Below are 21,273 nucleotides of genomic sequence, written 5' to 3'. Positions count from 1 at the left end.
AATTATATTCCTGTTTTTAATCTAATATCCACCAGTCGAGGACCAGTAGTTCCGGTCCATGATTTTTTCAAGTTCGAGGTCGGAACGTTCTTTCCAGAGGTCGAAGTCATCAAGCAGCTCCGTTCCGTCCTCCAGAGAAAGCACAGTATCCTCATTGTCAAACAGATAGTCTTGTATGTCATATCCGGACGGATAACGGTTTTCCCGGATGATTTCTTCTGCAATTTCCTTGTCCATTCGGTTGCCATTTTTTCAGTTCGCCGGTATTGTAACCGGATTCATTTGTTTTGTCTTTTCCTTGTAAAACCTGTCGATGGCAAGGAAGTAGTCCTCCGCATCCCAATCAGTGCCCGCATGCTCAGTCTCGAATTCTTCCGCCCACTGGACGATCTCGGCATTGACGGCACGGGAGTCCCTGTCCTCCCACAGGTTGTCCGCCCCGGCATTGTAGGCAAGGTCCACGACAGCCTCCTGCAACTTGTTGTAGCCGTTACACTCTCTACCGTTGGAACGCAGCCATAAGTCCACGTCGACGGCATCCTCTTCCGTCGTCCCATTGTGCAGGCACAGGCACTGCCCGTTGCCGTTATGGCATACGAGGACCGGCCGTTTGGTGTCGGGGCATATCCGTACCAGCAGCTCATTGGCGGCAAGTGTTTCCGTATCATGCCCATTGAGCATTGCAGGAAGCGCCTGGCTGACCAGACTCAGGATTTCCTGTTCCTCCTTTGTCCCGGACGGCTTGGAAGCCAACAGGTTCTGTATGCGTTTAAGAAGATTGTAAATCATAATCAGCAGTCATTATGTTCTTTCCAGATTTTACGTTTCTCGTCATAGCCCTTGTTTTCCCACCATTCATTGCAGGTTTCGGCAAACCCCTGATGGTTGTCTCCGGCCGGACACTTGTCCTGACGGCAACCCGTGATCTGTTCCATTTGATTTGCGTCCAACGAGTTCCACCATTCCTCCATGCGTTCTTTGAACTCTTTTAAAGTACAGAATGGCTGATGGTCCTCGCATTCGTCGCACCAGTTATCATAGCGGTCTATACCCGTGGTACCGATGAATGTACGGGCATTCGGATCCACCCATGCCTGGGTCTGTATATTGTCTGAACCGCACCCCTCGCATACGACAATCTCGTCGTCATTGACATCAGCGGAGATGAACCCGTGTTCTTCCAGCCAGTGGGCAATCTCAAGCAATCCCTCGGTCTGTACCTGTCCGATGGGCTCATCGAAATCCTCGCCGGCTTCGCCGTTGAGCGTGCAGAGCAGTTTGCCGTTCCCGTCGATGAAAAGTTCATAAACGGTCGCACTTTCATAACCGCCGTATCCGTAAAAAGCGGAATTGTGGACCACCACTATCGGGGAGGTTTCATACTCCGCTGATTCCGCCTCCCGGTAATGTACGCCGCAGTTGCGGTAGAACGTGCCGATGATGTTGTTCTCCTTCTTCACGGCGTCGCGGATTTTCTCCATAAGTGATCTTCTGATGGAGATGATACTGAGGTGCGCATAATCCTTACGGAGACGTCTGTACACTTCCTGCTCGAAGTTGCCTCGAACAGAGTCGAAAGGGGATACGCCGGCGTTCTCCCGGATATATTTGTCCTCGTTAAAGTTGTAGCGCCGGCAGACAATATTCTTGACGCGGCGGAATTCCTCTCCGGCAAATTTGAGGATACTGTTCTCGCCTAGCGAAGTCGGAAAATAGCAGCGGGGCATGTGCACTGTCATTTCACGGTAAAGTGTGTCATCGTCTTCCGGAAAGGTTCTGTCTGTTTCCGGCTTTGTAGGTTTTTCCTGTTCCATGTTGCTTGTTTTTTATCTGTAGTTGAACAATTTCCGGTTTGCCGCCCGTTGCATGGCGGTCACCATATTCTTATGTCATAATCTTTAAAATAGTATTCCAACTCTTTTAATCCTTCCAAAGAGTGCAGCTCGTTCTTTCCGGTCACTTCGATGTCGACGGATACTGCATTTTCATCTTTGATGTTTACTTTGGCATTGTCAAACACGCATCTTACATATTCTGCAATGCATGAGGCAGGCAGGTCGTTTTTTACAATATTAAGTACCATATTATTTATTGTTCATTAAATGTTTGCTACGTCCATAAACCGGGCACCGCTTGCGGTATCTGCATTCGCCCCGGGCCGCGTCGGTATGCGCCCGGTGCCATTCATCCCAGCTCTTCACTCCATTGTCTGTAAGGAATATGATCAGTTGCATGCAGCAGAAACCGCGTTCCTCACGTTTCCGGTCATGAAGGTTGGCCAGCCCGTTATCTTTAGGTTTCATACAGGTTTGATGTTACGGCAGGTTTGCTCGAAACGCCTTCATGGCATATCATTAAAACCATGAGACATGCACATAGGCATCGCTTTGGTCACTGCCGTTGATTAGACAATCAAGTACTTCGATAAACTTTTCCCGGTCCATCCCGGCCTTTGCCAGGCAGGAATAAAATTCTTCGGCATTCTGCCGGAAGGTTTCATCCTGTTCTGAGATATGTTTTCTTAGCTGCTGCAGACCCGAACGGGCTATTTCGAAGTCATCGGTATAGGCGTCTTCTGCGGAGTTATCAACTTCGAACATTGTCAGGATATCATAAAAGATATCCTGACCGCCCCCGCCATACATACCCGGATATTTGTATTCGATTTGCCAAACTCTGGCTACATGTAGTTTCTGGCCATTATCTTTTCATTTTTCGGATTTGTTGTCTTATGCAGTGCAGCATCAATTCGATACCACGGATGCTTTCCTCATTCTCTTTCAGTTTGTAATAGTAGGCGTTCGCTTCGTCGTAGTCTTCCCGTGCCTTGCGCAATCTGCATTCCTTGGCGTCACGGACCTGTTCATGGGACAGGTCGTAACCGATGAACTCGTCCATGAAACAGGAAACCGTACGCCCGTAATAGTGGTCCGTGCGGGTTTCCACCGCAGTACGGATGATGTCGTCGCACCGCCTTCCGAGTGTCCGGAGTACGTCGCTGATATGCCGGTCATGGTACTCGTAACCGAAGAAACGGGTATACCACTCGTGTTCCTGCCGGTTTGTCTTCCCCGCGTAATACTCGTACCATTGGGCGTCGCACTTGGTGTGCCTCTGGGTAACCTTGAATATGGCATACTCTTCACCGATCCATGTAAAACGTGAGAGTATCTCACTCGCTTCTTCCTCATAGTAGCTATCCCGCCAATTCAATTCTTCGGTCTGGCTGAGCGGGAGGAATGACTGTTTGGTGATCCACTGCCCGAAACCTTTGTGCGTGACATGCGGAAGCACTTTCACGACCTTGCTCCATGCCTCGTTGCAGGCTTCATCCAGTGAAGGGAAACTTTCAGGAAAGCGTTCCCTGTCCGTTCCGTCTCGCAACACCTCGTTCCAATCTTTGTCGCAGACAATGAGGGTGAGGTCCTCCCTCACATGGCAGTCGCGTTCGCAATAGCCGTAGGGAGCATCGCAGAGCGTGTACCACTCCTTCGGTCCATAACCGTCGTCACGTCCCAGATAGCGTTTGGGCTTACCCTTCTCTGTCTGCACCTCCCACACTTCCGTGCAGTTTCCACGGTCGATATGGTGCAGGCGTACCCTGATTTCCTTGTTATCTCGTTTTTCTTCCATGTCGTTCATTTTTAGTATGGCCTGTCTTTTTCTTTTCGAGAATCCGGTAGATTTCTTCAAGGTCATGCTCATTGTCTATCGGTTGCCCGTATTCCGTATCCACGATGACCACCCTGGCATTGGCCAGGTGACATCCTGCTATCGTCTTGTCATAGCCGCTCCATTCAGGATTGATTTCTGTTACCGTGTCAAATTCAAGTCCGTATGATGTCTTCATTGTATTTCCAGTTATTATGCGTATTTTTCTATTTTATGCTACCGCTTTGTTCTGCCCGTCGATAATATGCCTGCATTCGGCTTCCAGTTCTTTCATACATTCCGTACCATAGAATCCCCAACAACTGTCCAGTTCATTGTCATCGTCACTTTCCGGCATGATGCGATACCCGAAAACTTCCCCGGTATAGTAGTTGTCAAGGGTACTGATTTCGTCTTGCAGGTATCCCTCGATCCGCTTCCTGCGTTTCGCGGTGATGTTCTTCCACCCGTATTCCCGGCGCACCTTGTCCAACGGTACCGCGATGATTCCGAAAAATCCGGAATCCCACGGGCAGCTGAACGGCGAGGTGGATATTGTAATGCCGCCATGGTCGTAGAGGTAGACCGGCAGGGCGATATATTCCTTCAGGAACGATTCCCGGAAATTTCCGATATGCCCTTCAAAAACCTTGTCGATATCGAAGTGGTCATCAAACTCCTTCTCCGGGCGGTAGCGACGATGTGCCGTATAAAGCGTACCGAGATTGTCATATGCTTCACGCGGGCTTCGGGCGTCATCATCATAATAGATGTTGATGCGGTACCCGTTATATTTGATTTGATTATATAGATTCATTTGCCTGGGTATTATGTCTTGTTACAAAGTCTTACAAATTGTTCCGTAATCTCGTCCCGCTCGAACTCGTCGCAGTTCAGGTCGAAGAATATACCCGAAGCCGCGAGCATGTCACGGGCTTCCCCGTAGGTAAGGTCGTTCCTGTGCCTGTATCTGTCCACCATGTCCCGATGTTCGGCTTCCGCCCGGTCGTGCAGCCTCATTTTATACAGCCTGTACCATGCGGGGAACTGTTCCTTGGAAACCATATTTTCCAGCTGCAAGTCCCGGTATCTTCCCGGTGCCAGCAGGATGTGGCTGTCAATGTAGGACTTCGCCTCGGCTATGATTCCCTCCCTGGTGAAGGGACGGTGGGAGCGTGCCGTGAAATGCACCCATCCACCATGCAACGGGTGTTCGATTTCAATCTGCACACCCTGCCTCCTGACATGTACCACGATATAGGCGGTCTGGCCGGGGAACATATCGTCCTTGAGGCTCACTCCCCGGCAGGCCGGCGGGTCAACATGGATGTAGTGGTCCTGCCTTGCGCCCCCGAGGAACCTTTCAAGCTGCCGCATCGACTGGCGGTAGATGAATGTCCCCACGCGGCACTGGCCTCGGCGGATGTCGCCGTAATAGTACTTTCTTGCCCTTGCTCCGGTAATGCGGGACTCGTCCGATGCCTCGAAATAGCTCCGGTAGGTATCGTCCGTACGGCAGAAATCATATATTTCCTGAAAAGTCCTTGTTTTCATTTGTTACTCCTTTTTATGTATTGTCTTCTTCCGGCGGGGGAAATTCCCCCGTCCTGTAAAATATCTCTCCGAGACGGTCAGCCTGTTCCGCCAGACCTCTCTTCCGGACAGCCGACACGGCATCGCGTGCGGCCTTTTCGTACATGCCCAGCAGTACCGCCTCGGGCAGGCGTTTCGTCCGCCACACCTCCTGTGCGGTGGCGAGCATCTCCACCTCGCAGCCCAGATGGCTGGCCGTGAGGATAATGACGGCATTGCCGATGAAGTTCGGTACGCGTTCTTCCTGTTGTTCTCCTTTCATTGTTCCGTGCCTTTAATCCGTTTCGAACTCGTCTTCATAGACCTCGATCTCCTTCCTGCTCTCGCAGATGCGTACCAGCCAGGTGTATTGGAGCCGTTCCAACAGTTCTATACGGCGATAGCCCTTGTAGGGCACTTTCAGCGTTGCAATGTCTCCCGGTTTCATGTCAGGCGGGTATTTCAAACTGGACATGGAAATGGAATTCGCTTATCAGGCTGCAAATCTGCGGTACTGATTTAGGATCCTCCCCGTAAAGGTAGAAGATGGTCCGGCAACGTGTCAGGCATCGGATACCCTGTTTTCGTAACCGGTACAGCAGGTAGGCCCTGCGTCGTAGTTGTTTCTTGCTCATCGTATAAAGGATTATGTCGTTTTGATTAGAATAGCGGTGTGGTCGTCAAACAGGGGCATCTCTTTACGTTTTCGATGTAATGCCTCCATTGAAAGATGCTCATCTTGTGTTAACAGGGATGAGCATCATTTCAATGGAGGGAGTACTAATTTATTCTGACCCGCCACACCGCGCCGCCTACCGGGCGGATGGTGATGACGGCCTATTTCTTACGCCATGCCGCCATCTTCTTTTTGATGTTGATATTGTTGTCCGCCAGCATTTTTTTCAGGACTGCCAGCAACCGCCAGCCTTCTCCGTTTTTATACTCTTCCGCCTTGGCTGACAGGAACGTCAGTGACTGGTACTTGTCCAGACGCCGACCCCGGTCATTGACAGCCGTGCAACCGTGGAAACGAATCAGGTTCTGCATGGTAAAGAACGCCCCGGCTCCCTTATAGGCATCCATCCATGCCTTGCTTTGAGGAGTGCCCCATGGCAGCCGGATACGACGGTCATTGAACTGTCTGACCGCGTTGTAAAGCTGTGTGGCGTCCAACGCGTGCCTGATGTGGGTTATCGCGATGGAAAGCGGGTAGTACAGTTTGGATTGCAGGTCCTCCACGAAAATATTACGGCCGTGTATACGCTTGTAGGGAACTCCCTTGCATTTTCTTGTTTCCAGGTTGCCCACGTGTTTTTTCAGCGCGTTGACATAGTCGCTCGCGATGGCCAAAACCACATCACGGTTGAACCAGCGGTTTCTCTCGGCAAAACCCGTGATGTCCTTGTGTTCCATCTTCATCTGGGCGTGCAGCTCGTTCAAGAGCATTTTCCACTGGTAATCATAGCCTTTCCGGTGAATCATCTCGGTCACCCCTGCCGGCTCTTTTTCACGGTAATGCGTGTATGACATCATATGGAACATTTGTGCCATGACCCACCGGCGGAAGAGTCGGTTGTTGGGAACGGTACCCTGTGCCATGATGCTGCCGAATATCGGGTCGTTGTCATCCAGGATGGTAAGTTTCCCGTCTTTGTTGGAGGCGATATACTCGCCGCCCTCGGCTCCCTGCATGGCGAACAGGCAGCTCACGTCCACACCGGCACCGCGGAGTGCCTCGATACGCTCCCGCGCCCCTTTGGGAAGTCCGGCAGGAGAATTATGGCCGGCCACCACCGGATAGACGGTGCCCAAATCCGAATTCTTGCCGATAACGGTGCCCGTGGCGGCAAATTCCTTGTCCGCGATGGCGAATTCCGTGCCGCATCCGGGGCACAGGACTTTTGTTTCTTGTTTCTTTCTACTCATTGTGAATTTGTTAATAATTGATTACTTCCGGGTTCCACCCATTTTCTGAGTATCACCAGGTCCTTGTCTTTTTCGCTTTGCCAGAACCATTTGCCCATCGTTTCGGGATTCCATGTGAACCCGCCTATAATCCGGCAGAGGATATAGAATTCCAGCTCGAATTGCGCGGTATCCCGGTGTTGCCCGTACAGCATGTCCCCGTCCTCGAGGTCACTTTCGGGCAATGCCATGAAATACCGGCGGGACTTGCTCTGGCTGCGCTCCGATGGTATCGAATGTTTATAGCGGCGGTACAGCTCCTCCACATCCGTGAAAAAATCCCCGCAGCCGTACTCCGGCAACCACGGAGCGCCATCATACCTGCCGTTCCGTATCATGTGTCTCCCGTTTACTTTTAAACTTCTGGACTGGAAATCAATCCGGAAATTTGCGCCGTTCTCTATGGCGGTGACGGTTTCTCGGTAAATATCTTCCATTTTCTCACCTGTTTACAATTAATGGCACTCAAACCCCTGGCGCGTATCTTTATAGTCCTGATAAATACAGTAGGACTTCGGTCCTGAACCAGGTAGTTGCCTGGCTCAGGACCAAGCTTGAATACTGTATCTTGAATTTGGGTCCCTCGTGCATATGCGGTCGCGCTACCTTCTGTTCAGGGGACTCATCCGGACGGCACATCCCTTTAAAAACCTGATACGGGCCGCGAGTACAGCTGGAACCTGTGTCATCTGTCGTGTTAGCAGGAGATAACACAGGCTCCAGCCGTGTGAATTGCGGCTCTGTTGAAATCCCGGCCTTGCCCCCTTTGCCCTGTGCTGTTCTTTTTGCGGTTCCCGGAATGCCGGCACGTTCCTTTACAGGTCCGATGTCTGCTGTGGCGGAAGCCGGAATGGCGCCGTCGTATAACGTTAGGGATACGACGGCGCGAGACGGGCTTATCGGGGACAGCAGGCTGAATCCATTCCCCCGAACCGCACGTTCCCGTGCTGGAAAAGACTGAAAGTTCTCATAATACCGGCACATGGCTTTATGCTTCCGATGTATCCCGCGTATGGGTCTTCTGCGGAGTCCGAAGGCGACGGTCAGCCGCCTTCAGACTCGGAAAGAAGACGTTGGTACGCGGGATGCCCAAACCTATTCCTTGAACTTTCCCGGTGTGCTCCGGTAACGGGTACGGGACAGACGGCACATGACTTTAATTTCCCGATACATTACAGGCGCAGCCAGAATCGAGATGGGATTAACCGGGTGTTAGACCGGTTAATCTCGATATGGATTCTGGTTATAAGCCTGTAACGTTGAATAGCCTGCCCGTCCACCCGTTCTGCCGTGTGCCCGGCGTAACTTATAGCGATGCCACCAGCGTGTTGTACACCGCCCGGCTGGTCAGAAGGGCGTTACGCATGCAGCCGACAGTCAGGTAACCCGGTATGTCCCGGTCTGTTTTATCGCGGTTGGCCTTCACGTTGCGTCCCCGTCCCCGGACGATGCAGCCATCCGGTTTGGTTCGGACATATCCCAGACCGCCGATCTTGCACCTGCCCGTCTGAACGGCTCTAAAGCAGTCCATCACGAACTTGTTCAGCTCGTTGAGGTCACTCTTCACATTACAGACCGGCAATACCTGTATCGCCCAGCTGAACTCGCCCTTGTACAGGTAACGGTTCACGGCGTCCACGGCTTTTGCCAGTGTCGTGTCCCGGCAGCGGATTGTCCGCCGCTCGATCTCGTGCTGGAAGGTCTTGATGCGTGATGACGAGAGCGAGACCATGCCGCCCTTGATACTGAATCCTAAGAACTTGAACCAGACATCGGCTGCCAGGTATTCCACTTTCTTGGGATTTAGCTTCATGGATTTATCTTCCAGGCGTTTTTGGAGTGTGTCCATCGCTTTTTCATAATCCTTGCCGATAAAAAGCATATCGTCGGAATACCGGACGTAGTAGCCGTTCATTTGTGACAGTTCCCTGTCTAGGTCGTAGAGCAGTACATCCGCCAGCCAGCTAGCCACAGCACAACCCTGTTTCAAGGATTGATACTTGCTTTGCAACCGGTTATCTTCATCGAAATAGAGGTCCGAGTGGTAATATTTCCTAAGTACGTCTATCAGGGCAGACTGGCCGTGTTTGGCCTCCACCTTGTCGAACGCCTCGTCGATGAACCGTATCGGAACACTGTCGAAGTATTTGGAAAGGTCGGACTTCCAGCCCAGACAGCCGCTATTGCCGGTTTCTGTCATCCGGTGGCTGACTTCCGTAACTACCTTGCCGCACCCTATACCGGTCTGGTAGGACTTGCACGAAGAGTGCAGCATCTCCGGCATCAACTCGAAGAGCAGGTCGTTGGCGATACCCAGTACTACGCGGTCCATCGGCTCGTTTACGTACACTGTGCGGAACTCACCGTTGTCCTTGGGTATCTGCGCCGTGTGGGGAGGGGAAATCTCGTACTTTCCCCGGCGCATGGCATAGGCCATCGCCATACGGGTATGCTCGTCGGTCAGCCGAATAAGTTGGTCTTTCCTAATGTCTTTCAGCACGCCTTTCTCAATGGCCTTCGTCCACCGGCCTATGTCGAAGAACATTTGCAATATCTTGTCTTCATTCATGGCACTCAAAACTTTTTTGGGAAAGGATAAAATTCAGTATGTCCATGCCGGATTCTACGTCACATTCCTGCTCGTACTCCTCGCCCGTGTAGTAACTGTAACCCATGATGAAGATTTTCCCGTCTTTCCGGAGCGACGCGTTCGTGATGACCAGTTCCACGGGGTCACGGTCCACAACATGGAGATAGGTCGAGGATTGTTCACCGTTGTCATCAAGGCTGCCGCCACACTCGGAAAGCAGCTTCACGGACAGGGCGTAACATTTTTCATTCAGGGCTTTCTCCGCCACGTGATGGTTGTTCATCTCTTCCGTAAGTGTTCGGATGCGGTCACCGCGTCTCTGCTCGGGAACCGGTTCGAAAGCGGTTTCGAACATCCAGACAGGCATCCATTTATGGAAGACGGCGGGTCCCAAGCGGCATATGTAAACTTCATCGTTCTCTTTCTCCGTCTCCGGGATATCCATTCCCGAGGCTCGTGCTGCCGCTACGCTCATGCGCTCGAAACCGCCGAGGCAGGAAGGTGCCGACTTCAAACGGTAGGGACGGATGTTTCCTACAGGGACACCCATTGACATAAGTAGCATCCCCTTAAAAGTGTCGGTAACGGGAGTGGTTTGCTGTTTGTTCATTCTTTTATTCATTTTCTGGTCTTTGTACATACATTATGATTTCTCACGCATCCTCCGCAAGGGCCACAAGCCGCTCTTCCGGCAGCAGGAACTCCTCGTCCGTGAAGTAATAGCAGATTTTCCGGTCCACGGCCTCCGCCTCGTCCGATATGGGTGCGCCGTCTTTGCCGACCAGCACGTCTTGCAGACCCGTTACAGAGACCAGGGTTTTGTATTCCCCGCCCGTTCCACGGAACAGCGTCAGTTCCCTGACAAAATATTCCCTGTCATTCCATGTGATAATCTCAAACATTTCCTCCACTTCCGGGAACAGCCGGCACAGGACCGGAAACAGTTTGCAGGCATCGCTCCGGAGCATCAGGAAGACACATTCCATCAGGCATAGTCCGGCATCTTTGAGCATGGGCAGCAATACGTCCGTGCCTGCTCCGTTTGCCTCTGCCACTATCAGGGCTTTCCAGTATCCTTCCTGGAATGAGTCCGTCCAAGGGATGAGTTCGGCTGCCCTGACGGAATAGGAAACCGCGATTTCTTCCGGATTGTCCTCGTCCGTGGAAATCAGTCCTATTTTCGTGTCATCTTCGACAGGCTCCTTTACCGGCAGGCAGACTTTCATTTTCCGGAACGTGTCCGTGTCCTCGTCCGCCCAGTTGACAAAGCCGCCGAATCTTATAAAATCATATCTGCTCATTTGTCATTATTGTTTATTGTTATTTACCTTACAATTCTTCCGGTTCTCCATCGTTGATACTCCGGTAGAAACGGTCTCCGTCCGCCCACTTCTTGGCGGTGATAGCCAGCTCGAAAGCTTCCTCTATGGAAAGGCCGTCGGCGGGAAGGGCATCAAGGAGTTCTCCCATGCATACGTCATTCTCGCGATACTCTTTCTGCACCTTTCCGAGTGTCATTCTGCCCTTGTCCGTCTTTTTACGCCACAAAAGCATCTGTTGTATCCAATTTTTCATGCGATTCTTTTATTAAAGGAAATCCTTGGCATAACTGCGGGCTTCATTGAAAGTGTTGAAGCCGATTCCACTCATGCAAGAGATTGCCCAGTATCTTAATTTCCTGCTTTCGGCACGGGCAAGATAGATTTGCCCGATACGAATCCCGTCTTTGAGAATGTCATGCCGCTTGTCTTTTGTAATCCGTACCATGTTCCGACATTCACTTGTCCATTTTCCAAAATCCGTAATCGGACCCGTCACCGAGATGAGCACCGAAATAGTACCCCTCCGGTGAGTAACTATCGAGCGTGTCGAACAGCGATTCCAGCAATCCCGCCGCGTCATCGCTGTTCCACCAGTCTGCTTCTTTGTCCTCCATGGCATGGGCGGGGATGGCATTCATCACCTGCACGTACTCCGGTGTGTCACGGATAACGTCCAAGAACGCCGGAATCAGGTCCTGCGTGCGCATCGTGCCGTGGGAGATACTCTCTCCCGGCACGGCATGGAGGCGGTTTTGTGTCCTCTCGTCTATGAACATGGCATTTAGATAAAGGGCAGACGGGTATCTTCCAGCATGGAGGCCAGCATTTGACACATCTCGTATGAAGCACGGTTGCGGTCGTCAATGCAGCGTGAATCACGCCCTGCCATAGCGGTAATGGAAGCCTTTACCGTTCTGAAGAATGTCTGTTCCAGTGTCTTGTGGAAATAAGGAAGAGCCTGGGCGAAACGTTCGGACTTGAATCCCAAATCGTTCATGGCGTATTCCAGCTGTTTGGCCGCCTTGTACTCGCGGCTGTTCTCCAGGCTTTCCGGAATATCACCGAACTGTGCGGTCCGGAGCTGGCGTTCCAGTTCGATGACGGCCACCGAAAGCAACAGCTTGATGGCTTCCGGGTTGCCGATACCGTGTTTCTGCCCGTCAGCGGTATGGAACTCGATCAGGTTTACACTGTTATTCTCTTGTAATTCTTTGTAGCATGCGAGGGTCTTGCTGAGCGCTTTTGCTTTCTCTTTATCCATAATTTTATCTGATTTGATTGTTATTGCACACAAGTACGTCCCCAACGATGAAGTCTTTCGACGCCGGGTGATGAGCACGGAATATCCTGCTCGCTTCAAGATTGAGGGACAGAGGGATAAATTTGCCTTCCTCGTTGACGACCATTGTCGTGTTCCCGTCCAGTTCCACCAGTTCGATGTAGCCGCCGACAATCGCCTGCATCTCCTCCAGCGTGAAGTCTGAGCCATTGGCTGGCTGCACGGGTTGGCGTGTTCCGTCCGTTTTGATGATTTCTGTCATAGTTGCTTTGAAATTTTAAGATTCATGACTCGCCAGTATATCCAAAATCTGTTGCAAAGGGAATTTTTCAGTCCAGAATCGCTCGTCGGTATGTTTGCCGTACGCCCGGTATCTGGCTTCCCCGTTTGCAAATACCGCCAAGATATGGCTGACCAGCACATTGTCCGGCGGAACCAACCTTTCCAGTTCCGTTTCGGTCAGTTCCACGAAGCACCAGTTATTGTCTTCCGGCAAGTCCTCGCTGCCCAGTATCCCGTCCTCGTCCGGCTGGTAAAAACCAACCGATATGTCATAAAAGTTCAAAGACTGGAAACTGATGTCATCCTTGAATGGCTTGACGGCTTCCAGCCTGCCGGACTGTGTCTGTCTCCACTCTTTTGACAGGTACACGATTGCAAAGTCGCAGCAATCCCATGCACTGTCAGTTCCTGCCTTGAGCAGGAGGTATGGGGTAGGTTCATTTGAGATTTTCATCGTATTTCCCTCCTTTTATGCCACGCGTGATACCGTTTCACGGTGCGTAGCTGGTTAATGATATGGCCAAAAAGCTTGCGTGAATAGATGCGGTAATGGAACACAGCCGAATACTCGCATACATTGCCGTGAAAGTCCACGTGGGAGCGGTCATCCGCAAAGTCGAACAAGTCGCCCTGGATTTCCAGCGTGTATTTGTTCTTCCGTAGCCAGTCAAAAAACTCGAAGATGTCCTTCTTTTGGGAGTAGAAAGTACAGTATTCGTAGCGGTTTCCGCGCAGGTTCCTCAGCAATGCCGCCATCTCGTTCCGTTCCCGGCGGTCGCCAAATTCGGATCCCGTCCGAGTGGCGAGGTTCTTCAGGAAATATATTTTACCTCCATACTCGAAATAGTACGGTATGTAGGTGACCGTCTTTTTGTACCAATTGACATATTTGACAAAGGAAGCCTTCTTGACGATGGCGGGATGCAGGTTTACTTTCTCCATGTGTTCCCGAATCTGGCGGTAGATTTCCACATTGGAAAGACGTACGGGACGTTCCGCCCGGAAATACCTGCCGTCCGACTCGAAACAGAGCGCGTACAGGTTTCGGTAATACGGTTCCCCGACAAAGAACCAGTCGCTCTGCATGCGGGCCGGAGGCAGGCATTCCAGCAGTTCGTAATAACGTTCCTCCGTAATTTCATGGAAGGGCTTGCAAAGTGCCCGGGTATAACGCTTCACAAGCAGTGTCATGCGTACCGGTGATACAGCGACCAGGTACGGGTTCTTCTCCCTTTCGCGCAGTGCTTCCAGCGTCTCGCCGCCGTAGTCGCTGTGCATGTCATCCGACATCGACGTGAGGCATGTCCCGTCGAAATAACGTGAATCGATGATGTATCTCATGGGCACTGGATTAAATGGTTATTTTCAACACCTGACCGGCGGCATATTCGGCATTGCGGGTGAGCTGGCGCTGCCATGCCTGGTTGCGTGGCGCCCACTTGAAAGCGTTACGCTTCAAGGTCGTACGCATATCGGTATCGGGTATTTTGTCGAAGAGGATTTGCAGGCGGTCTTCTTCGAAGTTGTAGACCACCTTGCCGCCATCGAACGGAATCTCACGATTTTCACGGCTTGCCCGTTCCTGCTGCTTTTCCCGCACCTTGCGGACGAGTTCGGGATACTTGAAGATTGAATGGCGTGCCGTGACGACAGGTTTCTTGACTTTGTCGTTCCACTCTCGCAGACGAGCGACGGCACGGTCGATGATTTCCACGTTGCCATGGTTGACATAGGTGGAGAGTCGCCCGGCGAGGTTGCTGACGAAGAGAGCCCGGCTATAGCCTCGTGCCGTACCCGTATCGATACCGTGAATGGTCGAGGCGGCATCGTCGATAAAGGCTTTGACCTTCTGCCACTCCTCCTCGAGACGCTGTTCTTCGGGCTTGGCCGCTTCGGTAGCCTTGCGAATCGCTTCGAGTGCACGTTCTCGCCATTCCCGGAACGCCGTGACGCTCTTGGCGTGGCTGTTGCAGGCCTTTTCGTTGCGGCCCGTGTTGAAGCGTGCAGGTCCCGTAATCATCGCGCTGGCACAACGGCTGTTGGCGGCGATCATGGCAGAGAAATAGCGTTTGTAGTTTTCCATGTAACGTTCCCGCTGCTGCTCGGGCATCGACTGCAAATCCTCGTGCAGTTCCTTTTCGTGCGAGGCGATGTCTGACTCACCCCGCTCGTCGGGTGAGAAGGAGGTGAGGTTGTAGGAGCTGCACGCCTGCTTGAAATATTCTTCCAGATAGCCCGGGTGCGCCACTTCCACAACTTCCCAGTCCTTGAAGTCCGCCGGGGCGAGGATTTCTTCCTTGCCCGGATTCCCTACAAGATGGGAATAGCTGCAATACCCGTGTCTCTTTCCCCTGAAAAGAAACGCTACCGGTTCGCTTTCCGGGGCATCCACACGCCGCACCATGGTCACACGATGGGCATTTTCCTTTGTCAATAATGTTGTTTCCATACCTTTCTTCTTGATTTCGTTATTTGATTGTTTCCGATTTTTATTGTTGCTTCATCCGGGCGGCATGGTCCATTACAGAGGCGAACCCCACCTCGATACCTATCTGGTATCCGCCCTTGATGGTCGATTCCAGCTCCGCCTCGCTTTCGATCAGGGATTCCGAATCATCGGCATAAAGCCTGTACAGGGAGAATACGTCTGCCTCCCATAGCTTCCGGGCATTTTCCGCCGATACAAGCAGCCACACGAAACCGTCCTCACGGGTTACCTTGACGGCGGCTTCGCTATGGCTCAGAGTCCGCCACTCCTTGATGTCCAGTGCCACCCTCCACACGATATACATCAGCGCATCGTGGCGGCTTTTAATATCAGGGGAATCGCACAGGCGGCTGGCCACATCTTTGAGTGTCCGGAAAGAGTCCGCCATGAACTGCTCCACGACATACGGCTTTTCGGCAATGGCGGAACAGGCATCGTCCGCCCTGCCTGATTCCGGAACGGTCTGAATATCCTCCTCTTCAAGGAAGATTTCACGGTGCAGGTAGTCCAAGTAGTAATATGATTTCATTCCGCTTATTCTTTGGGGGTGAAAGTGATTCTCGTGTGCCCGTCATAACCGAAGGACGGTTTCAGGCCGAAGGCTTCGGCATCACTGCTGATGCAGCAGATGTCCCAAATCTCCAACCCTCCGGCGCAGGTTATGACGGTATTGTTTTCAGATATTTGCGGCGACTTGTCTTTCAATGCAGCCCCGCCGCAGATGCCGCGTAGAATAACACCACGCTGGTGGGTAGTAAGTTCTTTCGTTTCCATAGACCTAATCTTTTGCTTTTACACCGAACATGTTCTCCATTGTACTGGCGAGGGCTTCCTTGAAACCGTCGCTTACGCCCCAGTATTCAAGTAACCCGTTGCCGATGACCTGCATCTGTTTGTCGGTGGGCATATCGCCATCATACCCGTATTCCTTGAGCAGGGCACGGCTGATGATGACACCTTTTATCTCGTTGATTCTATGTTCCTCTCCCATAGCCGTTAATACATCTTTACCCGCAGACCAGATATCTGCTTTCTCGTTATTTCTGTCATTTTCTTTATCCGTTTATAAAAGCATAGGGGCATTCCGCCCCCATAGTTGTTTTCCTGTTACAATCCAAATAAAATTGGATCAAAGTTTTCGGTTAAATTTGTTTTTATCTTATTTACAGCGTATTGCATTTCTTGGTGAACTTCTCGGCCAAAGGTCAAGGCACGAGAGCCTCCGCCGGCCTTTGATCGAGCCGGTGCGGAGGCACATCGTGCTTAACACCTTTGGCTCTCTCGAAAGCCGAGATTTCAGAACCCGAAAAAATCCTTCGATAAACAGATTTTCCTTAGCGGTCAGCTCTCTGCCGCATATCCCTTATTAGTTTACAAAGGCCAGAGGAGCAGATTATTTTAAGCGGACGTTAACGCCGCAACAACTATGTAGTATTCTCTCTGGGAAAATCCGTTTACCGGAAGGGTTTCTCTATGACACGATACTATTGACATATTCGGTCTGATGTTTCAGCACAAAGAATAGACGGTTTACCAGTTTGCGGGCGACCTTTACGATAGCTTTGCTCTTGGGCATCCGTTTGCATTGTTCCGTATAGAACAGGTTCATCGCAGGGTCTTGACGTACCGCCACCCATGCCGCTTCTATCAGGTTACAGCGCATAACGGCGTGTTTTCGTATGGTAATATCCCCCGTCCCATCTTTCTCTCCGCTGGAGTGGCACATCGGGATCATTCCGATATAGGCAGCCAGTTGTTCGGCATTGCGGAAGCGGGTTATGTCGCATATCTCGGAGAGGAACGCCATTCCCGTAGCCTGCCCGAACCCCGGAACGCTCATAATCAACCGCAGCGGTTCGCGGAATCGATCCGTCTTGGCCAATGTCCGTAAAGCCCGTGTCATCTCCAGTTTCTGACGGCGTAACTCTTCCAGATGCCGGATATGAATGTCGAGGGCCTGACGGCCGCTCGGGGTGAGCGTCTCTATCTCCTTCAACCAGGCGAAAAAGCGCTTCGACCAGTTGGAAAACGGAGTGAGAAACTCCTGCGGAATCTCGATGCCTAAATACCGAAGTTGAGACTTGAGCCGATTCTTCTGACGGGTCGTGTCTTTGGTTATCGAGTTCTTCAATCTTATCAAGGAACGCATCTCCAACGATACGCTGTCCGGCGTATAAATGCCTTTCAGCTCGTTGGCTCTTAAACTCCGCGCCAGCTTACCGCTGTCCACGGTGTCGGTCTTACGCAGCTTTTCGCTGCTCTTGGTCGGCACGTCGGCCGGATTGACCACGATGTTGTCGATCCCTAAGGCCGTCAGACGCTCGTGTATCCAAAATCCGCAGAAGCCCGCTTCGTACACCGAGTGATACTCGGCGCCCGGATAACTCCGAGTTAAAAATCCGTACAACGCTTCTGGGCTCGGATGCTGGCTAAACTTCTTCAATACGGAGGTTTCGGACAAGACCGTAACCGACCAACTCTTCAAATGGACGTCGATTCCTACATAAATCTTTTGTCCTCTGAAACTAATTTTGTTTCTTTGCTCTCTCATGGCTATCGTCGTTTTAGTTAGTAAAGGTTTTGCAGCTTTAATCTAACCAAAATCTCGATAGCTTTTTCATTTATCCGCTATCATCGCGGCTTACCCTGATTGTAAACATAGGGATTATTAATTCATATTATTTTGCATGATTTTTTCCGGAACACCTATCCGGCATAGATGTACTTGAGCTTGGGCACTCCGTTCTGGAGCACGGTGAAGGCGTTTTCTTCCACCTGCACGTCCTTTGCCTTTGGCCACCATAGCCACGAGAGTTTCCCGTCGGGTTTGAGGAATGCCACGGCATTACCCTGCACTTTCCCGACCTCACGCACGCCGAGGTCTTTTCCGCCCTCGAACAGCCGGACACACCGCCACTTCGAGCCAAGCGTCATTTTCCGTTTCACGTCTGCTAATGTTTTCATACTCATTGCGTTTTTATTATTGCATATAAATTCTGCATTTCCGGTTGCACCGTCTCAGGCTGTCCGCCGAGAGCGGATAACTGCGGTTCAAATGGTCGGGAAACCCTTCTCGGAACATCAGCTCCGCCGTAGCGTACTCCTTGCACCATTTCCGCCGACGTCTCCCACGGGCAGGTCTCGTTTCCGGCATCCGCCTTTTCGGAGATTTCGGCACACGCCATTTCCCACCGACAAACACCGCTTCATATTCCCGTTGTAACACGCCGCTGCAATACGCCGCCACGCTGACAGCGGGCACACTTCCGAGCTGTCCCGTCGCGGCAAGGCTGTCAAGCGTATCGGTGGCAGCCTTGAAACTGGCAAAGCACCCGTAACTGCGGGTGCGCTTTGCGTCAAACACTTCTATCATATTTATTCGTTTTATTATTGGCACATCCGTTCTCCGCTTCCCCGCATAGGATAACAGCGGAAGCACGGCAGGCGGTTCCGCAGAACGCCAGACCGTGCTTAACCGTGTTATATACAAGGTAGGCACAACGCCTCACGGCGCAAGGAAGTCATATCGGAGGGAATTTTAGAAAAGTGCGGGCATTTCAGGGTGCAATCCTGACACAGTGTATATCAATGCCCGAAAAAGCGCGCACGCCCCGCAGTTTCCGCAGCACGTATGCGCGTCATGTTACTCGCCATCGTCCCCGCTGTCAATTCCGGCGGTGATGTTGCATATCTCCTGCAATGCCGATTCTATCTGCACAAGGTCGTCGATGTCGAACTTCACGGCATCGCAGTCCTTCTCCCACACTTGGCGGGCTATGAAGACGGCATCATGCAGCGACCGCTCGGACTCTTCCAGAGCGGTCTTCAGGTCGTCCACGGTGTACTCCCCGTCCTGCGGCGGAGGTACAGTCCCGGCACCGTTTTTTGCCGGGAAATTCTTTTCGCCTATCACGTTACAGTTGCTTTCGCCCGAAATGAAAAGCGCGTATTCTTGGCATACGCCACAAGAACACGCACTTACGACGGCAGATACGAAAAGGGCAGGCAGTCCCACACGTTCAGCGGGCTGCCTGCCGTCCTTTTGCCTTTTTCGGGCAGGTTTCAGTTACTCCGTTGCCCTTATGCCGCCTTTTTGCTTTCATCGGCAACCGTTCCGGCAGGCTGTTCCGCCACCTTTTCAGCCTTGCCGGTCTTGGTCGTTTTCTCGGCAGGCTTTTCGAGGTTGGCGAGGTTCGGGGCGAAATTCATGGCGTTGCGGATAGCCTTTGCAGCGGCATGGATTGTCTTTTGGAAATCACGGTTTGACTTCTCGAGGTCTACTTTGGTCGGCACAAGACCGATACGCGCCCAAACGCTGTCGGTAAGGTCGTACTTCTTGATACGATTTCCCGACTTCTCGCAGATGATGATTTCCGCAGGGGTTGTGGCACGGAATTTCGAGCGTATGCCGTCGGCATCGGCACGCAGTTTCTTTTCCTCCGCAATGGTGTGCCACATAGTTGCGACCATGTTTTTAATCACACGGAAAATCTCGTTGTCCGACTTGTCGGCAGGCTCAAAGTCCGCACCGAAAAAGTGCTGTGCCGTCTGCACGAGTTCACCGTCCTTGTTGGTAGAGTTGTAAACCAACATGATACCTGCAAACGAACCGATGTTTGCATACTGTTCCTTGTTCAATTTAGAAGTTGCCATAATGATAAAATTTTAGAAACACTGCGCAAAATCACGCATTGCGGGCACTCGGGGAGTCGAACCCCGAACTCTGCACCATAGCGCAAAGTGTGGCATTTCCTGCCACGCGCCCAAAAATTTGCCGTGCATTTCACCCTGCACGGCAAAATTTTTCGTAACTTTGTCGCACTTAAAACGTACCCCATAGCAGGCTATCCAAATGAGCGCATTTTCGGCATATCGTGTATCGGCTTACTCACGCATCACTCGTGTCGTGGCTCTGCGCTGCTTTACTCCAATTTCGGCAAGACGCTTCTCTGGCACGTCCCGGATCTTTCCCAATCCGGCAGCTAACTGTAAGGTGAGGCATTTAGGCGTTACCACCGAGCTGGGTATTGGGTATAGCATTGGCATATACATTTACCAGCGTCCTCTATGCGGATAGTTTTTACCGCTATCGTGCATTTTATTCCGAGCGCACAAGGGCGCAATTATGGCATTATTCTTACACGTCCTTTTTCCATACAACTCTCGCACTCCCAAATTTGCGTGCTTTGCGTATGCGGACTAAAAACACGTTTTTAGCCGTTCCAACTTGCTACATTGGTCTGTAGTCCTGCTCGGTGTGGTTATTTAACACCCTATTTAATCGCTCCAAAGCGAACAGGCGAATTTTTGATTTTCCAAGCCTCAAAAATAGGTTTCCCACAAAAAGGGCTTTTTGTTTCTCGCTCTCGGCGGTCTTTGCTTTTCTGTTTTTTAATTCTGTTTTTTACTATCTATTTTTTTATTCGTTTTTCTCCGTACTTGTTTGCCGTTTGTTTGGCTTTCGAGTACATGACTATTATAAAACCGTTTTTCAGAACTGCAAAACTTTTTGAGAAAAAAAATTTGGAACGTTCCAAAAACAGCCTTTTTGCGAATATGGAACGCACGCGCGCGAAGTGAATTTGTAAATAGTTGAATATCAATAAAATAGAAAAAATGATTTTCTTTGAAAAAAATTTTTCCTTTGCAAAAATCAAAAAAGCCCCGTTTCAACGTATGTATAAAATCAAAATCAGTTTTGTCTATTGATTATCAGATTATTAGCTGCTTAAAATGGATAAAATAGGACTGAAAAGATTTTTTTACTTTCAATTTGTAAGCAAAGATAATGTAAAAGACGTTTTTAGGCTTACTTTATACAAAAGTAAACCTAATAAATTATTGATATTCAATGGTGTAATAAAAATAAAAAGATTGGGGAGGGTGTACCCTCGGGTGCGGATTCGGTCTCTGTCCTCGGGCCGTTTTTTCAAGTCCGGTTTTCCAAAACGGCTCAAAATGCGGCTTTCGGATTGAAACTGTAAGCAGGTATCAAAAAATATACAGTAAAGTACTTGTATTTATCATGGTTGCTTAAGGTGCTGGTGTTCACCATGTCCCATATTTTTGAAATATTCTCATTTGTGGATGCCTGTCCTTTCAATTTTCACGGGTGTACAGACTT

Annotated in this window: 36 protein-coding genes; 1 reads left to right on the top strand and 35 read right to left on the bottom strand. The window is 50.9% G+C overall.

Annotation, left to right across the window (positions count from 1 at the left end):
• Positions 1-21: 21 nt before the first annotated feature.
• The 14 genes from BN8908_RS07515 to BN8908_RS07455 all read right to left on the bottom strand — a co-directional run bounded on the left by BN8908_RS07515 (position 22) and on the right by BN8908_RS07455 (position 7,625).
• On the bottom strand, positions 22-237 hold the full coding sequence (locus BN8908_RS07515) for a hypothetical protein (RefSeq protein ID WP_004303944.1): 216 nt from the start codon (positions 235-237) through the stop codon (positions 22-24).
• Positions 238-252: 15 nt separating this feature from the next.
• Positions 253-789 (bottom strand): hypothetical protein, encoded by a 537-nt coding sequence (locus BN8908_RS07510; RefSeq protein WP_004293654.1) that lies wholly within the window; start codon positions 787-789, stop codon positions 253-255.
• Positions 790-791: 2 nt separating this feature from the next.
• A complete protein-coding gene (locus tag BN8908_RS07505) occupies positions 792-1,814 on the bottom strand; it encodes a hypothetical protein (protein ID WP_004293653.1) in 1,023 nt (340 codons plus the stop codon).
• 59 nt (positions 1,815-1,873) lie between these two features.
• A complete protein-coding gene (locus tag BN8908_RS07500) occupies positions 1,874-2,083 on the bottom strand; it encodes a hypothetical protein (protein ID WP_004293652.1) in 210 nt (69 codons plus the stop codon).
• Position 2,084: 1 nt separating this feature from the next.
• Positions 2,085-2,303: a hypothetical protein gene (locus BN8908_RS18955; protein WP_004293651.1), complete on the bottom strand. Its 219-nt coding sequence runs from the start codon at positions 2,301-2,303 to the stop codon at positions 2,085-2,087.
• A gap of 51 nt (positions 2,304-2,354) precedes the next feature.
• Positions 2,355-2,645 (bottom strand): hypothetical protein, encoded by a 291-nt coding sequence (locus BN8908_RS07490; protein ID WP_004293650.1) that lies wholly within the window; start codon positions 2,643-2,645, stop codon positions 2,355-2,357.
• 55 nt (positions 2,646-2,700) lie between these two features.
• Positions 2,701-3,633, bottom strand: coding sequence for a hypothetical protein (locus tag BN8908_RS07485; protein ID WP_004293649.1), 933 nt, complete (start codon positions 3,631-3,633; stop codon positions 2,701-2,703).
• Complete coding sequence (locus BN8908_RS07480) at positions 3,614-3,850, bottom strand: hypothetical protein (RefSeq protein WP_004293648.1); 237 nt, start codon at positions 3,848-3,850, stop codon at positions 3,614-3,616. The genes BN8908_RS07485 and BN8908_RS07480 overlap by 20 nt, the downstream gene beginning before the upstream one ends.
• A 33-nt stretch (positions 3,851-3,883) precedes the next feature.
• Positions 3,884-4,468, bottom strand: a complete 585-nt coding sequence (locus tag BN8908_RS07475; protein WP_004303947.1) for a hypothetical protein — start codon at positions 4,466-4,468, stop codon at positions 3,884-3,886.
• 11 nt (positions 4,469-4,479) lie between these two features.
• Complete coding sequence (locus tag BN8908_RS07470; protein ID WP_004293646.1) at positions 4,480-5,205, bottom strand: hypothetical protein; 726 nt, start codon at positions 5,203-5,205, stop codon at positions 4,480-4,482.
• A 13-nt stretch (positions 5,206-5,218) separates the two neighbouring features.
• Complete coding sequence (locus tag BN8908_RS07465) at positions 5,219-5,506, bottom strand: hypothetical protein (RefSeq protein ID WP_004293645.1); 288 nt, start codon at positions 5,504-5,506, stop codon at positions 5,219-5,221.
• 12 nt (positions 5,507-5,518) lie between these two features.
• Positions 5,519-5,698 (bottom strand): hypothetical protein, encoded by a 180-nt coding sequence (locus tag BN8908_RS18325; protein WP_004293644.1) that lies wholly within the window; start codon positions 5,696-5,698, stop codon positions 5,519-5,521.
• A gap of 362 nt (positions 5,699-6,060) precedes the next feature.
• Positions 6,061-7,149 (bottom strand): hypothetical protein, encoded by a 1,089-nt coding sequence (locus tag BN8908_RS07460; RefSeq protein ID WP_004293643.1) that lies wholly within the window; start codon positions 7,147-7,149, stop codon positions 6,061-6,063.
• Complete coding sequence (locus BN8908_RS07455) at positions 7,146-7,625, bottom strand: hypothetical protein (protein WP_004293642.1); 480 nt, start codon at positions 7,623-7,625, stop codon at positions 7,146-7,148. Before BN8908_RS07455 ends, BN8908_RS07460 begins: the two co-directional genes overlap by 4 nt.
• A 245-nt stretch (positions 7,626-7,870) precedes the next feature.
• Between BN8908_RS07455 and BN8908_RS18785 the strand changes: the two genes are divergently transcribed.
• Entirely contained in the window at positions 7,871-8,149 is a 279-nt protein-coding gene (locus BN8908_RS18785) for a hypothetical protein (protein WP_181951157.1), read from the top strand.
• 345 nt (positions 8,150-8,494) lie between these two features.
• Here the strand turns inward: BN8908_RS18785 and BN8908_RS07445 are convergent, their stop codons facing one another.
• The 21 genes from BN8908_RS07445 to BN8908_RS18490 form a co-directional block, all read right to left on the bottom strand.
• Positions 8,495-9,757 carry an RNA-directed DNA polymerase gene (locus BN8908_RS07445; RefSeq protein ID WP_004303952.1) on the bottom strand — a complete coding sequence of 421 codons (1,263 nt, stop codon included), beginning with the start codon at positions 9,755-9,757 and terminating at the stop codon, positions 8,495-8,497.
• Positions 9,750-10,418 (bottom strand): hypothetical protein, encoded by a 669-nt coding sequence (locus BN8908_RS07440; protein ID WP_004293640.1) that lies wholly within the window; start codon positions 10,416-10,418, stop codon positions 9,750-9,752. Before BN8908_RS07440 ends, BN8908_RS07445 begins: the two co-directional genes overlap by 8 nt.
• 13 nt (positions 10,419-10,431) lie before the next feature.
• Positions 10,432-11,079: a hypothetical protein gene (locus BN8908_RS07435; protein WP_004293639.1), complete on the bottom strand. Its 648-nt coding sequence runs from the start codon at positions 11,077-11,079 to the stop codon at positions 10,432-10,434.
• A 28-nt stretch (positions 11,080-11,107) separates the two neighbouring features.
• Positions 11,108-11,353 carry a hypothetical protein gene (locus BN8908_RS07430; protein ID WP_004293638.1) on the bottom strand — a complete coding sequence of 82 codons (246 nt, stop codon included), beginning with the start codon at positions 11,351-11,353 and terminating at the stop codon, positions 11,108-11,110.
• Between the two features lie 12 nt (positions 11,354-11,365).
• A complete protein-coding gene (locus tag BN8908_RS07425) occupies positions 11,366-11,545 on the bottom strand; it encodes a hypothetical protein (RefSeq protein WP_004293637.1) in 180 nt (59 codons plus the stop codon).
• Positions 11,546-11,555: 10 nt separating this feature from the next.
• Positions 11,556-11,876 (bottom strand): hypothetical protein, encoded by a 321-nt coding sequence (locus tag BN8908_RS07420; RefSeq protein ID WP_004303957.1) that lies wholly within the window; start codon positions 11,874-11,876, stop codon positions 11,556-11,558.
• 5 nt (positions 11,877-11,881) lie between these two features.
• A complete protein-coding gene (locus BN8908_RS07415; RefSeq protein WP_004293635.1) occupies positions 11,882-12,361 on the bottom strand; it encodes a hypothetical protein in 480 nt (159 codons plus the stop codon).
• A gap of 4 nt (positions 12,362-12,365) precedes the next feature.
• Entirely contained in the window at positions 12,366-12,641 is a 276-nt protein-coding gene (locus BN8908_RS07410; protein WP_004293634.1) for a DUF3846 domain-containing protein, read from the bottom strand.
• A gap of 15 nt (positions 12,642-12,656) precedes the next feature.
• The gene (locus BN8908_RS07405) at positions 12,657-13,115 is read right to left on the bottom strand and encodes a hypothetical protein (RefSeq protein WP_004293633.1); all 459 of its coding nucleotides are present in this window, start codon (positions 13,113-13,115) and stop codon (positions 12,657-12,659) included.
• On the bottom strand, positions 13,112-14,002 hold the full coding sequence (locus BN8908_RS07400; RefSeq protein WP_004293632.1) for a hypothetical protein: 891 nt from the start codon (positions 14,000-14,002) through the stop codon (positions 13,112-13,114). Before BN8908_RS07400 ends, BN8908_RS07405 begins: the two co-directional genes overlap by 4 nt.
• A gap of 10 nt (positions 14,003-14,012) precedes the next feature.
• On the bottom strand, positions 14,013-15,110 hold the full coding sequence (locus BN8908_RS07395) for a hypothetical protein (protein ID WP_004293631.1): 1,098 nt from the start codon (positions 15,108-15,110) through the stop codon (positions 14,013-14,015).
• Between the two features lie 40 nt (positions 15,111-15,150).
• Positions 15,151-15,453 (bottom strand): hypothetical protein, encoded by a 303-nt coding sequence (locus BN8908_RS18950; protein ID WP_235837417.1) that lies wholly within the window; start codon positions 15,451-15,453, stop codon positions 15,151-15,153.
• Positions 15,453-15,632 (bottom strand): hypothetical protein, encoded by a 180-nt coding sequence (locus BN8908_RS18945; RefSeq protein WP_235837416.1) that lies wholly within the window; start codon positions 15,630-15,632, stop codon positions 15,453-15,455. Before BN8908_RS18945 ends, BN8908_RS18950 begins: the two co-directional genes overlap by 1 nt.
• Positions 15,633-15,683: 51 nt before the next feature.
• The gene (locus BN8908_RS07385; RefSeq protein ID WP_004293629.1) at positions 15,684-15,923 is read right to left on the bottom strand and encodes a hypothetical protein; all 240 of its coding nucleotides are present in this window, start codon (positions 15,921-15,923) and stop codon (positions 15,684-15,686) included.
• 4 nt (positions 15,924-15,927) lie between these two features.
• Positions 15,928-16,140, bottom strand: coding sequence for a hypothetical protein (locus BN8908_RS07380; protein ID WP_004293628.1), 213 nt, complete (start codon positions 16,138-16,140; stop codon positions 15,928-15,930).
• Positions 16,141-16,620: 480 nt separating this feature from the next.
• Positions 16,621-17,700, bottom strand: a complete 1,080-nt coding sequence (locus tag BN8908_RS07375; protein ID WP_004293627.1) for an IS110 family RNA-guided transposase — start codon at positions 17,698-17,700, stop codon at positions 16,621-16,623.
• 155 nt (positions 17,701-17,855) lie between these two features.
• The gene (locus BN8908_RS07370) at positions 17,856-18,113 is read right to left on the bottom strand and encodes a hypothetical protein (protein WP_004303959.1); all 258 of its coding nucleotides are present in this window, start codon (positions 18,111-18,113) and stop codon (positions 17,856-17,858) included.
• A 16-nt stretch (positions 18,114-18,129) separates the two neighbouring features.
• Positions 18,130-18,522 carry a hypothetical protein gene (locus BN8908_RS07365; RefSeq protein ID WP_004303960.1) on the bottom strand — a complete coding sequence of 131 codons (393 nt, stop codon included), beginning with the start codon at positions 18,520-18,522 and terminating at the stop codon, positions 18,130-18,132.
• Between the two features lie 270 nt (positions 18,523-18,792).
• Entirely contained in the window at positions 18,793-19,062 is a 270-nt protein-coding gene (locus BN8908_RS07360) for a hypothetical protein (RefSeq protein ID WP_008143004.1), read from the bottom strand.
• Between the two features lie 167 nt (positions 19,063-19,229).
• Complete coding sequence (locus BN8908_RS07355) at positions 19,230-19,802, bottom strand: hypothetical protein (RefSeq protein ID WP_004303961.1); 573 nt, start codon at positions 19,800-19,802, stop codon at positions 19,230-19,232.
• 231 nt (positions 19,803-20,033) lie between these two features.
• The gene (locus tag BN8908_RS18490) at positions 20,034-20,189 is read right to left on the bottom strand and encodes a hypothetical protein (RefSeq protein ID WP_153880831.1); all 156 of its coding nucleotides are present in this window, start codon (positions 20,187-20,189) and stop codon (positions 20,034-20,036) included.
• Between the last annotated feature and the right edge of the window lie 1,084 nt (positions 20,190-21,273).

Source organism: Culturomica massiliensis (genome assembly GCF_900091655.1).
Taxonomy (GTDB): domain Bacteria; phylum Bacteroidota; class Bacteroidia; order Bacteroidales; family Marinifilaceae; genus Culturomica; species Culturomica massiliensis.
This window is presented reverse-complemented; position numbering and strand designations above follow the sequence as displayed.